The sequence below is a fragment of the Tumidithrix elongata BACA0141 genome, from assembly GCF_036349135.1.
Taxonomy (GTDB): domain Bacteria; phylum Cyanobacteriota; class Cyanobacteriia; order Pseudanabaenales; family Pseudanabaenaceae; genus Tumidithrix; species Tumidithrix elongata.
Genome location: NZ_JAZBJZ010000007.1, coordinates 1 through 12,721, shown reverse-complemented (window position 1 = coordinate 12,721; position 12,721 = coordinate 1). Strand labels below are relative to the sequence as shown.

The 12,721-nt window shown below is 46.1% G+C and carries 11 protein-coding genes; 8 read left to right on the top strand and 3 right to left on the bottom strand.

The window, feature by feature from the left end; all coding sequences use genetic code 11:
* The first annotated feature begins 1 nt into the window (after nt 1).
* The 4 genes from V2H45_RS03055 to V2H45_RS03040 all read left to right on the top strand — a co-directional run bounded on the left by V2H45_RS03055 (nt 2) and on the right by V2H45_RS03040 (nt 4,850).
* Nucleotides 2-919 (top strand): cytochrome c oxidase subunit II, encoded by a 918-nt coding sequence (locus tag V2H45_RS03055; protein ID WP_330482142.1) that lies wholly within the window; start codon nt 2-4, stop codon nt 917-919.
* On the top strand, nt 916-2,598 hold the full coding sequence (gene ctaD, locus V2H45_RS03050) for a cytochrome c oxidase subunit I (protein WP_330482141.1): 1,683 nt from the start codon (nt 916-918) through the stop codon (nt 2,596-2,598). Before V2H45_RS03055 ends, ctaD begins: the two co-directional genes overlap by 4 nt.
* Nucleotides 2,585-3,208 carry a heme-copper oxidase subunit III gene (locus V2H45_RS03045; protein WP_330482140.1) on the top strand — a complete coding sequence of 208 codons (624 nt, stop codon included), beginning with the start codon at nt 2,585-2,587 and terminating at the stop codon, nt 3,206-3,208. Before ctaD ends, V2H45_RS03045 begins: the two co-directional genes overlap by 14 nt.
* Nucleotides 3,209-3,338: 130 nt before the next feature.
* Entirely contained in the window at nt 3,339-4,850 is a 1,512-nt protein-coding gene (locus tag V2H45_RS03040) for a GMC family oxidoreductase (RefSeq protein ID WP_330482139.1), read from the top strand.
* Between the two features lie 23 nt (nt 4,851-4,873).
* Here the strand turns inward: V2H45_RS03040 and V2H45_RS03035 are convergent, their stop codons facing one another.
* Nucleotides 4,874-5,665 carry a hypothetical protein gene (locus tag V2H45_RS03035; RefSeq protein WP_330482138.1) on the bottom strand — a complete coding sequence of 264 codons (792 nt, stop codon included), beginning with the start codon at nt 5,663-5,665 and terminating at the stop codon, nt 4,874-4,876.
* A gap of 246 nt (nt 5,666-5,911) precedes the next feature.
* On the opposite strand from V2H45_RS03035, the gene V2H45_RS03030 reads away from it, so the two are divergent.
* From V2H45_RS03030 to V2H45_RS03015, 4 genes are all read left to right on the top strand, one after another.
* Nucleotides 5,912-6,166, top strand: coding sequence for a BrnA antitoxin family protein (locus V2H45_RS03030; protein WP_330482137.1), 255 nt, complete (start codon nt 5,912-5,914; stop codon nt 6,164-6,166).
* Nucleotides 6,167-6,501: 335 nt separating this feature from the next.
* Nucleotides 6,502-7,050, top strand: coding sequence for a hypothetical protein (locus tag V2H45_RS03025; protein ID WP_330482136.1), 549 nt, complete (start codon nt 6,502-6,504; stop codon nt 7,048-7,050).
* On the top strand, nt 6,974-7,771 hold the full coding sequence (locus V2H45_RS03020) for an energy-coupling factor transporter transmembrane component T family protein (protein WP_330482135.1): 798 nt from the start codon (nt 6,974-6,976) through the stop codon (nt 7,769-7,771). The genes V2H45_RS03025 and V2H45_RS03020 overlap by 77 nt, the downstream gene beginning before the upstream one ends.
* Before the next feature lie 6 nt (nt 7,772-7,777).
* Nucleotides 7,778-9,172 carry an ABC transporter ATP-binding protein gene (locus V2H45_RS03015; RefSeq protein WP_330482134.1) on the top strand — a complete coding sequence of 465 codons (1,395 nt, stop codon included), beginning with the start codon at nt 7,778-7,780 and terminating at the stop codon, nt 9,170-9,172.
* A gap of 348 nt (nt 9,173-9,520) precedes the next feature.
* Here the strand turns inward: V2H45_RS03015 and V2H45_RS03010 are convergent, their stop codons facing one another.
* Nucleotides 9,521-11,791 carry a CHASE2 domain-containing protein gene (locus V2H45_RS03010; protein WP_330482133.1) on the bottom strand — a complete coding sequence of 757 codons (2,271 nt, stop codon included), beginning with the start codon at nt 11,789-11,791 and terminating at the stop codon, nt 9,521-9,523.
* A gap of 31 nt (nt 11,792-11,822) precedes the next feature.
* Entirely contained in the window at nt 11,823-12,704 is an 882-nt protein-coding gene (locus V2H45_RS03005) for a ShlB/FhaC/HecB family hemolysin secretion/activation protein (protein WP_330482132.1), read from the bottom strand.
* Between the last annotated feature and the right edge of the window lie 17 nt (nt 12,705-12,721).

Here is a 12,721-nt window from a genome sequence, read left to right as displayed (position 1 = left end):
TATGGAAATTCGCACGATTTTAATTTTGGTGGTTTTGGCGATCGTGAATGCTTTGATTAGTTTGTGGATGGGGCAACAAGCCTATACATGGTTTCCGCCCCAAGCCTCGGCTGAATCAATTTTGATTGACGATCTATTCAGCTTTTTAGTCACCCAAGGAACTTTCATCTTTCTAGGTGTCATTGGCACGTTAAGCTATTCGATCTTATTTCAACGGGCAGGTAAATACGATTCTAGCGACGGGCCTCCCATTGAGGGAAATGTCAAACTAGAAATCGTCTGGACAGCAATTCCGATCGCTTTAGTGATTTGGATTGCTGGCTATAGCTACCAAATCTACGACCAGATGTCGATATTGGGCCCTATGGAACATGTGCATACGATCGCTGCTGCCCATGCTGCCCGATTAGAAACAGAGAAGAAGGCTGCAACCTCTGAAAATATTGAGGTTTTTGCCAGACAATGGTCATGGGAGTTCCGTTATAGCAATGGGACAGGTGGCAATGTTACGAGTACGGAATTACATATCCCTAACAATCGGCGGATCAAGCTAGCACTTCATTCTGAAGATGTGTTGCATGGATTGTATATTCCTGCCTTTCGGGTCAAACAAGATATCATTCCCGGGCAAACCATTGATTTTGAATTTACGCCAATTCGCGAAGGGAAATATCGTCTGCGCGATTCTCAATATAGTGGGACTTATTTTGCGTCAATGCAAACGGATGTGGTGGTGGAGTCGCCCGAAGCCTATCAGCAATGGCTAGCGGATGCTGCTCAGCAAACTCCTGTGGCTGCTTACAATCCTGCATCGGCTGAATACAATAATCGTAGCAGCAATAACTGGCAGACCGTCGAACCTGCGGCTCCCCCAGTGGTCAACTATTCAAGTTCTAATTCTCAAGCGAGTGACTCATGACGAATATTTCTGTTGATGCGATCGGGGGCGTGCAACAGCCACTCCCCGGCAAACCCGAAAACTGGAAGCGGTTCTTTGGTTTCAGCACCGATCATAAGGTAATTGGAATTCAGTATTTGGTTACTTCTTTCTTTTTCTTTTTGGTGGGCGGCATTTTTGCCATGATTATTCGGGGCGAACTGATTACCCCAGAAGCCGATCTGCTCGATCGCACGGTTTACAACGCCATGTTTACCATGCATGGCACGGTGATGCTATTTCTCTGGACATTTCCCTCCCTGTTGGGATTATCTAATTACCTTGTGCCATTGATGATTGGGGCAAAGGATATGGCTTTTCCGCGTTTAAATGCGGTTGCCTTTTGGATGGTTCCTGTATTTGGCATTATCCTCATGGCAAGCTTTTTTGTACCCGGCGGGCCCTCGCAGTCGGGGTGGTGGGCTTATCCTCCCGTTAGTCTTCAAAATCCCACGGGTAACCTCATCAACGGTCAGTTTCTCTGGTTGTTAGCCGTCGCGCTTTCAGGGATCTCTTCGATTATGGGTGGAATTAACTTTGTTACCACCATTTTTAGAATGCGCGCCCCCGGGATGACTTGGTTCAGAATGCCTGTATTTGTCTGGGCAGTGCTGTCAGCACAGATCATTCAATTGTTTGGCTTACCCGCCCTGACCGCAGGAGCCGTCATGCTCTTATCCGATCTCACCTTCGGCACGAGTTTCTTCGATCCAGCAAAAGGCGGCGATCCCGTTCTGTTTCAACACTTTTTCTGGTTCTACTCGCACCCTGCGGTTTATGTGATTATCTTGCCGATCTTTGGGACTTTCTCTGAGATTTTTCCCGTCTATGCCCGCAAACCGCTGTTTGGCTACAAGGTTGTGGCGATTTCATCGCTGGTGATCACAGGTTTAAGCGGCATTGTGTGGGTGCATCATATGTATGCCAGCGGCACACCAAGCTGGATGCGCATGATCTTCATGGCAACCACGATGATGATCTCCGTGCCGACGGGGATTAAGGTGTTCGCATGGGTGGCAACGATCTGGGGCGGTAAACTCAAACTAACGACGGCAATGCTGTTTGCTCTCGGCGGTTTAACCATGTTTGTGTTTGCAGGAATCACGGGCATCATGCTGGCATCGGTTCCCGTGGATATTCACGTCAACAATACCTACTTTGTGGTCGGACATTTCCACTATGTGATTTATGGCGCAGTGGTTATGGGCATGTATGCAGCGATCTACCATTGGTTCCCAAAAATGACAGGACGCATGTATTCCGAAGGTTTAGGGAAACTACATTTTGTGCTTACGTTTATCGGTACGAATGCCTGCTTTTTCCCCATGCATCCCTTGGGGTTGCAGGGAATGCCCCGCCGCGTTGCTTCCTACGACCCTGAGTTTGCCTTTTGGAATGTGATTGCGAGTTTGGGCGGCTTTCTCTTGGGCATATCTACCCTACCGTTCCTGCTGAATATGGTTGGTTCTTGGGTACAGGGCGAAAAAGCTCCCAAAAATCCTTGGCGGGCGATCGGTTTGGAATGGCTAGTTTCGTCACCTCCATCCCATGAGAACTTTGAAGAGCTTCCCATTGTGATTTCTGAACCCTACGGCTACGGCAAAGATGAACCCTTAGTTTCTAATCCTGATGCATTGGAGGTCGCTCATGCAACCAATTGATACTTCTCTGAATACTTCTGGTGCAGCGATCGCTGCGTCAACGCTCGCTCATGGGTCAGCGCATGAGGAACATGACAACCGCATGTTTGGCTTTGTGGTGTTCCTACTTTCGGAAAGTGTGATCTTCCTCAGCTTTTTTGCAGGATATATCGTTTACAAAACCACAGCCTTGGATTGGCTCCCCGCTGGTGTGACAGGTTTAGAAATCCAAGAACCTGCGATTAATACGGTAGTTCTCGTATCGAGTAGCTTCACAATCTATCTCGCAGAAAAATTCCTCCATAAAAAGAATCTCTGGGGCTTCCGTGCTTTTTGGTTGCTGACGATCGCGATGGGGAGTTACTTCCTCTACGGTCAAGCTGTGGAATGGAGTGGATTACCCTTTGGCTTTGGCGATGGCGTATTTGGCGGCACATTCTATCTGCTGACAGGATTTCACGGTCTACACGTACTTACGGGCGTGCTGTTGCAGTTAATTATGCTAGGGCGATCGTTCCTTCCCAATAATTATGCGAAGGGAGAATTTGGTGTTGCCTCGACATCGCTATTCTGGCATTTTGTCGATGTGATTTGGATTGTTTTGTTTACCTTGATTTACATTTGGCAATAACTTCGATCCTCGTACATAAATCCCCGTACATAGATCCCCGACTTTTTTGTGGACTAGCAAGTCTCTTTTGATGGAGTAGAAAAAGTCGGGGATCTCAATACACTTAATTCTTTTATTCAAAGGCAAAACGATGATTATTGACGACCATTATTACGATGTAATTATTGTGGGAACTGGTGCGGGTGGTGGAACCCTTGCTTATAAGCTGGCGGCGACAGGAAAGAAGATTCTCATCCTCGAACGTGGCGATTTTATGCCCCTCGAAGAACAGAACCGCAGCAATATCGATATCTTTAAACGCGAACGCTATCACGCCCCCGAACAGTGGTACGACATTTCAGGCGAACCGTTTTCACCGCAGACGAACTATGCGATCGGGGGCAATACCAAAATCTATGGTGCGGCTCTGCTACGCCTACGAGAACGCGACTTTGAGGAAGTACCCCATCAAGCAGGAATTTCCCCCGAATGGTGTTTGAAATATGCTGACTTTGAACCCTACTATACCGAAGCTGAGAATTTGTATAAGGTACATGGTGCAACGAATGGCGATCGCACCGAGCCAACCCACAGTTCCGAATATCCCTATCCTGCCGTCAGTCACGAGCCTGACATTCAAAAGATTTACGATGCGATCGCCAACCAAGGTCTGCATCCATCCACAATTCCCCTAGGCTTGACCCGTCAAGAAGATGACCCCACCAATGATTCGGAAGTCAGCGGCATCGTCCCTGCCTTGAAGTATGAAAATGTCACCTTAAAAAACCAAGCCAAGGTCATCAGTTTACATACCAACCCGACTGGGAAAGTGGTTAAAGGTGTAGAAGCGGAAGTTGCGGGTCAATCCTATCTCTTTTTGGCAGATATCGTTGTACTTGCCTGTGGTGCAGTCAATTCAGCGGCTTTGCTACTGAAGTCCGCCAGCGATCAACATCCCAAAGGACTCGCCAATAGTTCCGATCAAGTGGGACGAAATTTGATGAAAAGTCTGTTGTCAACGGTGGTACAACTCAGTACAAAACCAAATTCAGGCTCGTTCCAAAAGACAATTTATGTGAATGATTTCTACTGGGGTGATGCGGATTTCCCCTACCCGATGGGACATATCCAAAATTCGGGCGGTCTGCTCACCGATATTATTTTTGCGGAATCCCCACCTGTCTTTTCTGTCGTTGCCAAGCTAATGCCAGGGTTTGGACTGAAGCAATTAGCCACCCATTCCATCGGCTGGTGGGCACAAACGGAAGATCTTCCCGATCGCAATAATCGCGTACGTGTAGAAAACAACAAGATTCATATCGATTACACGCCCAATAATACTGAAGCCCACGATCGCTTGATTTATCGCTGGACAGATGTATTAAAGAATATCGAAAAATCCCTAGATGGCTTCCATAGCGGTTTCCTACATCCCCGTGGAGAAGTTCCCTTACAAGTGATGGCAAATCAATGCGGAACCTGTCGCTTTGGCGACGATCCGAAAACCTCCGTTCTTGACCGCGATTGCCGCGCCCACGATCTCGATAATCTCTATGTTGTCGATGGTAGCTTCTTTTCGTCTAATGCTGGAGTTAGCCCTGCTTTGACAATTATTGCAAACGCTCTAAGAGTAGGCGATCGGTTAATTGAGCGATTGAAGTAGTTTAGTGTAGAGCGCTGAAAGATTTACTTAAAAAAACTGATCACAGCGCTCACAAAACCTATTAATGCTATTGCCCCGCTTATGATTGGATTTTCTTTAATCAGCTCTGTCAATGCTGTGAAGTAATTTCCGTAAAGATCTCTTTTTTTAGAATTTGTCTTAAGCGAACCATCGGCGGTGCGTTCAATTATGCTAGAAAGAACATCGACTTTTCTAAGAGTGGATTGATGAAGTTTTACATATTGTTTTTTGTCAAAAGCCTCTGCTTCATCTTTCCCATTTAAGAAATCTTTGTTTGATATCGAATTCTTATCAATTAGATTCGATAGTCGAGTATGTGGAATATAGTTATCCCCGTAAATCGCTATCAGTAATCGGGATAAATCAACCAACTTAGACTCATTAATTTCTTCAGGATCGCCTTGGAGAACTTTATATCTATGTGCTATAGCTGGGAATCCATAGTTTATATCTCTCATATTCCAATGTAGCCAAAAATGAGAGCCGTGAAGACGCACATAGGCATAAAACTCATCCAACATAAGCTTTTCCAATTCATTGTAATGCTGCTCTAAGGCACTTGCCGAATAGCCTTTTCTCTCAGCCACTTGGTGAATTGAGAAAGAAGTAGTTTGACCAGATTCTAGATTCCGAACAGCAATAGACGTAATTCTTGGTGATGATCCATCTGGTCTGTCATAGAAACTTTCACAGGAATAGTGAATGACTATAACTTGCTCAGCTTTACTCATTAACTCGGCAAGTTTACTTTTCGCCTGCCGCCGCTTTTTTACCTTATTCCAAGCCTGACCCATTAGAATTGGTATTCCTAAATTTTTTCTTGTTAACTTTGTCCAGTATAAAGCTTAATTTAGGCTGGATTTGGCAATTACAGTGTTTTTGAGGTAGTTGGTTAGGCGATCGCATTTTACTTTTTGGTGGTTGATTGGGCTATCGCCTTGATACAAATTTATGGCAGAATAGTATGTACACTTGTACACACTATAATTAGATGAAGTATCAATAGGACAAAAACAAAGCCTCATCAAACCTTCAAAAATATGGAACCAGAATATGACTTCAGTAAAGGCAATCGTGGAGCGATCGAGCCAGTCGCTAAAGGCAAAACTCGTATTACGATTCGACTAGATGATGACATCTTGGAATGGTTTCGCTCAGAAGCGAACAACAAGGGTGGTGATAATTATCAAACATCCATCAACGAAGCCTTGCGCCAACATATCCATCAACAAACCCAAGAACCACTAGAAAGCATATTGCGTAGAGTATTGCGAGAAGAACTCACTCAAAACTAATCCAGTTGAACTACTTCTCAAAGTTAAATATGCGTTTTGGATTGATTTGGCGATCGCACTGTTTTTGAGGTGGTTAGTTAGGCGATCGCGTTTCAAAATCTTACTTACCTGAAAGCTGAATCTACGAGGAGTGAGTGCTTGTAAGATCCAATCTTAGGATTTAGAGAATTTGAGGCAAATGACGAAATTTGCGAACCTAGTTGAAATGTGTAAGGGCTGAAATGCGTAAGGGGATTTTTTAAAACGGTATGACTACTGGTAAGCATGAGCCTTATACTGTTCGTATATTTTCGATCGCGGCTCAGATTTACTGTCAATGGCTCTAAAAAACCAATATGGGAAATTCTTGGCAACTTAGAGACTATGTATTCGCTGCCTTTATGACCATCGGCATGGTCATTGCGGTTGTCGTGGTAGGTCCCTTTGCACCGCCCGGACTGCAACTCCTTCTATGGGCTCCTTTGGGCGGAATTTTCCTGACATTAGGCATGGCACGGTTGCAGCGTCGTGGTAGCGTGGCGCTCATGATTTTGCCCCTAGCACTCATATTAGGATTGATTTCGCCCATTATTACGCTCTATTTAGGTAGCACAGTCTTGGTGACCGAGTTAGTCATGTGCTTTTTAGGCAATTACGGGCAAAAGCTCAATCGCCTGTTGGGAAACATCCTCTTTTTTGCCAGTGCCAACCTTGGTGGCTTGCTACTGGCAGCTTACCTGATCAAAGGTACTAAAGCCGCCGCATTTACGAACATTGTGAGTCAGACTTGGTTGCTGATCTTGCTTACAGTTGTGTCTGGGATTGCGGGTGGTGCTGGCTGGTGGCTGGGCGAACTGGCGATCGCGCAATTACGCAAAGCTGGAAAGATGGATGTTGACGCCTAAATCTGCCTCTAGGTCAGTTTCTCAGCCTGCCAACTCAACCAATAACATAGAGCGTGGTTTCCTACGCCAGATAAATCCTCTGCTCAAAATAGCTCTTTGCCTGATCCTCACAAGCATCGCTCTAGTTTTGCAGCAGATCGGGGCAATGGGCTTATTGGTGGGGGTTTTGTTGTTCTTTTTGCTGGCTTCCAATCGCGTACATTTCAAAATTTTTGCCTATACAGTACTCTGTTTAGTTGTGTTTGTGGGAATCTCTGCTTGGCTGAGAGATTGGCATACATCCATTTTAAGTGCCTTGCGGCTCATGGCAATTCTCTTACCAGGCCCATTACTCGCCAGTACAACCTCCCCAACTGATTTAGTGCGTGCATTTCAAGCCGTACGATTACCCAATTTTTTAGTTTTGAGTCTGATGCTTACTTGGCGGTTTCTACCCTTGATTCGGCAAGAAACACAGCGCATTCTTGAGGCAAATCAGTTGCGGGGTGTCAATCTATCTCGCCAGCCCCAGCAATGGCTTTCTGGTCTGTTTATCCCCTTGATTTTTCGGATTGTGGCCTATGCCGATGATGTGGTGATAGGTTTAGAGACGCGGGGTTACGATCCTGCCGCGCCCCGCAGCACTGGTCAGCCTTTGACTTGGCAAGTTAAGGATACGGTCTTTATCGTAGTTGGCGCTGCTATGTTAGTAACCGTTGGATATATGGAATGGGGGGCATAAACGCAGATGGCGACTTCCCCAAGGCTTGAGGTAATCGATCTTTCCTTCAGGCATCCCGGTCAGTCTCAGCCTACGATCGCGGGTGTTAATTTGGCACTCTATTCGGGCGAGATTGTTTCGATCGCGGGTGCGACAGGAAGCGGGAAAAGTACGCTCTTAAACTGTCTGGCTGGAATTTCGCCGAATCATACGGGTGGAAAATTGCAGGGCAAGATCCTGTATGAGGGAGTTGATATCCAGAGCCGATCGGTGCGCCAGCGATCTCAGCATTTTTGTACGCTTCTGCAAAATGTGGAGACGCAAATTTTCACAGATTGCGTTTGGGAGGAGCTTCTATTTGGTTTGGAGAATTGGAATATCCCTCCAGAGCGAATTCCCCATTTGGCTAATACGGCACTGCAAGAATTTGGTCTAGAGGTGCAGCGAAATTGGGCGATCGCGCAACTCTCGGCCGGACAAAAGCAACGCTTGCTGCTTGCCTGTCAGTTGCTCATCGATCAGCCTGTTCTGCTGTTGGACGAACCGCTCGCTTACCTCGATGCTAAAGGGGTGGCGCTCCTCTTGCAATTATTGCGTGCCAAAGCGGAGGAAGGTCGCTCTATCGTTCTGGTCGAACATAGAATGGATATGGTGGAGGAAATCTGCGATCGCTTTTATGCTTTTGAAGATGGCACGCTATTCGAGGTGCAATCGGGACAGAGGAAGAGCGATAGGCGAGAAGATTCACCTGCGAGTAGCTTCAGCAACCCTACAGAGTTCGATCGCGTCAGCATTTCTTCTCCATCTTCTACGGTTGCAAAAATTTTGCTACGAACTTGCCAATTGGGTTGGGGTGCATATCCTCTCTTCCCAGATATGGAGGTGGCGTCTGGGGAGACGGTTTTGCTCAAGGGAGATAATGGCTGCGGTAAGACGACGCTCCTCAAGCTTTTGAGCGGTTTGCTAAAGCCTTCGACAGGTACGCTAGAGATTTTGGGGCGAAATGTGAATAAGCGGAGCGTCGTGCAAATTGCTGGGGATGTCGGTTTTGTGCTCCAGAATCCCAATCACCAATTGTTTGCTGATAGCGTGCGATCGGAAGTGCTGCAATCTGGGGTTTCTCTGGAGTTTGGGATGGCTTTGCTAGAGCGCCTGAATTTAAGCGATCGCGGCGATCGGCACCCTCAGTCTTTATCGCAGGGGCAAAAAAGAAGGCTTGCTTTAGGGGCGGTTTTGGCGAGGCGACCTAAAATCTGTTTGCTGGATGAGATTATGGTGGGGCAAGATCCAAATTCTTTGGCATTGATGCTAAACGTGCTTAGGGATTTTACAGATCGGGGTGGGGCGTTAATTCTTACCTCTCATGTTCCTTTGCCTTCAGATATTCCCAATCTAAAACTGTTGGAATTGGAGCAAGCGTAATGATTTGGAACGACATGAGTTTCTTGGCAATTCCTTATTACATTGCTTCTTTTATGAATACTGTATCAGCCTTTGAACAAAGGATTTGGGGATATTGGGAAGTTAAAAACAAGCAGCGAAGTATTACAACTCAGGCTCGAAGATTGAATAAAATGTAATCCTTCAATTATGCCTGTAAGCTAGAGAGACAGAGTCAAAACAGGTGGAAAATGCAAACCTATCCTGCCCCGATAGAGTGCCAGATGCAACGAACGATACTATCTGTCCTTATCCGAGTCGGTATGCACCGTGAACCTAGGGTATGGGGGATGGGCATACATTCGGCGATTATTCGGGTGTCACGGAGTATTAAGAATCAATCTCCTCTAAAGGAACAGGAATCCTCAAAGCAGTTTGACGTAGATCGTAGAGCCATTCAGCCACATCTGGTGGAACGGCAGTAAAGCGAATCCAACAATGAGAAGTATCTTCAAGACTGACTTCTACGACTTTGGCATAGACGTTATCTATCCTCCTTGTCATGTCGGCATCAATAAAGGTGATTTGTAAATTGGTCAAGGGTTCCATGACGCGATCGCTGCGGATCTTGGCATTGTTAGCTGAAAGTTGGATCAGGCTACCCGAAAATTTTTGGGTTATAACATGCTTTCCATCAAGGATGTTCCATTCCATAGTAATTGGGTTCGCCAATTTTACTAAGGTTTCCTTATCCTCAGGTAGTGCGAGATCGTTGATTCCACCAATATCAAACAGGACGATCGCTTCGTTAAATCCTTTGGGTTTTACGCGCATTTGTGCGTCAATGCGAACGATCGATTTGACTTCATCGAGAATCGCTTCTGAAACTAGCACTTGCCCACCCACGGTATAGGATTCAATTCTTGACGCTAGGTTTACAGCACTACCCATTACCGTATATTTAGCTCGTTGATGCGATCCAATATTGCCTGCCAATACTTCCCCCGTATGTAAGCCAATTCCCATTTGTAATGCAGGCAGGTGCATTCTATCCAATGTTTCATTCATCTCAGTCATAGCAAGTTGCATCGCGATCGCACAGGCAACGGCTCGTTGCGTATCATCTTCCCGTTGAATCGGAGCGCCAAACATCACCATGATGCCATCACCAACAAACTCATTAATTGTGCCTTTATATTTAGCAACGACGGAGGTCATAACCTCAAGATAAAGCGAAATCGCCTCGACCCCTTGTTCTGGTGTAACGCGCTCAAACAGAGCAGAAAATCCTCGCAGATCGGAAAATAAAAGGGTGACTTTTCGCTTCTCTCCCCCTAAGTTCAAACCTTCAGGAGTTTCTAAGAGGTTTGTAACGACTTCATCGGTGAGATAGCGCCCAAAGATCTGCCGCATGGAGCGAATGCTTCGAGCTGTATAGCCAGCAACAGCGATCGCCGAACCGAATAGTGCAAATAGGGAAGGCACGATAGGAATCCACCATCCTTGTAGAAATGCCACATAGCTGACAGCGACTAGACCTGTACCTAACACTGCGATCGCCAAAACCGTCCAAGGGATACTCAAGATCTGCTTTGATTGCTTCTGTCCTCCTACATGACGTCTCGTCCAGCAAAAGAGCCCACCAATAAGAGCCCATATTCCAATCCACAAGGACTCTAGGGGTTTTGTCCACACACGGAGAAGCGGTCGTTCGCCCAAGGCATTACCGATCAATTGACTGGCGATATTGGCATGGATAATTACGCCATTAGTTGTCCTAAATGAATGCCCAAAGATGGCATTGTTATATGGAGTCACAAAATAATCGCTGCTGCTTTCTGCGGTAACGCCAATTAGAACAATGCGATTGCGAAAGATGTCTTTAGAAATATGCCCCTCTAGAACGTCAGTCAGTGAAACTGTGCGAAACTCATTCTGAAAATTGCGATAGTTTGATAGGATTTGATACCCTCCCAGTTCGGCTCGAACATAGCCACCGTTATTTGATTCCAAAGGGAGAAATATTGCTTGTCCTAATTTATACTTCTGGATTTTAGGATCTAGCACCTTCAGAATAATATTTTCTGTTTTCAAATATTGCAATGCTAAGGCTGCGCTCAAACTAGGAATTGTTTTACCCTGCTTATCTTTTAATGACAAAAGGACGCGGCGAATCTTACCATCGCCATCGGGTAGTAAATCGTTTGCTGCTACTTGATTGCGTTTTTTGAGAGTAGGAGAAGGAGCAACGCCAATACCATCTCGGTTGCCAACCACTTTGCGAATGCCAAACAGATTTGGCGTGGATTCAAATACGTTAACTAGATCTTGATGTCCGGGTTCTATGGGTATATCGCGATATAGATCCAAGCCGATCGCTCTGGGTTGCTGTTGCTTGATTAAATTGAGCAGTTGGGCTAGGGTGGCATCTGAAATCGGCAAACCATATTTCACAATATCGGGCTCGTCAATCGCTACGATTATAAAGCGATCGTCGGTTAATTCTGTTGGTTGTAATTGAAAGAACAAGTCATAGGCGGCTAATTCTAAAGGCTGTAATAGTCCTGCAAAGCGAAGCCCCAGCAAAATACCCGTTGTAGCAGGAACGATAACAAAGACACCACGCCATTTCCAGAGTCGCTTTTTTAGATTTGCCCACATATCTCAATTTTAGCGGTAAGTTTTAGCGCTTTTAGAACGGATTGGCAACTAGAGAAAAGTAAAACCCATTCTCTTGCCAAGTGTTTTTCACGCCTGAAATGCGGCTGAGGGGAATGCCTAGATCTAATCGAGCGGTGAGGCGATCGCTGATTTGAAAGCGCAATCCCATGCCGAACGAGGCTAAAGTGCTGGGGTCGGGATCGGGTCTGATGCTGTGATTCCATGCTTTACCAAAATCAAAGAAAGGCGCAATTTGTAAAAGACCGCTAATTTCGGGAATCCTCAACACGGGAATTCGTACCTCTGCTGAGAACAGCAGACCGTTATCTGTGAGTACGGCATCCTGCCTGAAACCTCGCAAAGTATCCTGTCCGCCAAAACTAATCTGTTCCTGTGACAATAGGGGGCGATCGGCAAGTTGAAGATCGGCGCGAAGTAGCAACAGCGTTTCAGGTGCTAACAGGCGGACGTACTGGGCTTGTCCACGCCATGTTAGAAAACGACCGTCTGGGGAAGAAGGATTGATGGTTGCACCGAAAGCATCTATGCCTAAACTAAATTGAGACCGCGCAGCAAACACCTCTTCACTACTCCGTTCCACATATTCTTGAAAGAAACGAAGGGCTGAGAGATTTGTTTTGCCATTATCATCGGAGCCAAGGGAAGGAAAGGGGATTTCACCCCCTAGCAAAGAAGCTTCGCTTTGGCGATGGCTTGCGGTCAAGCCGATCGCAAAGTCTTGAGAGGTGCTTTGAAACAGTGGCTGGCGAAGGGATACTTCGTAGTTACGAGAACTGGAGCGAATATCGAGGATATCAAAGGGAGCTTCGATCACATTGCTGGAAGATGTACCAAAACTGAAGCTAACCGTACCATTATAGAACCCATTTGAGATCTTAAGAAGTGGCTGCAAGTCTCTTCAGCATTAGC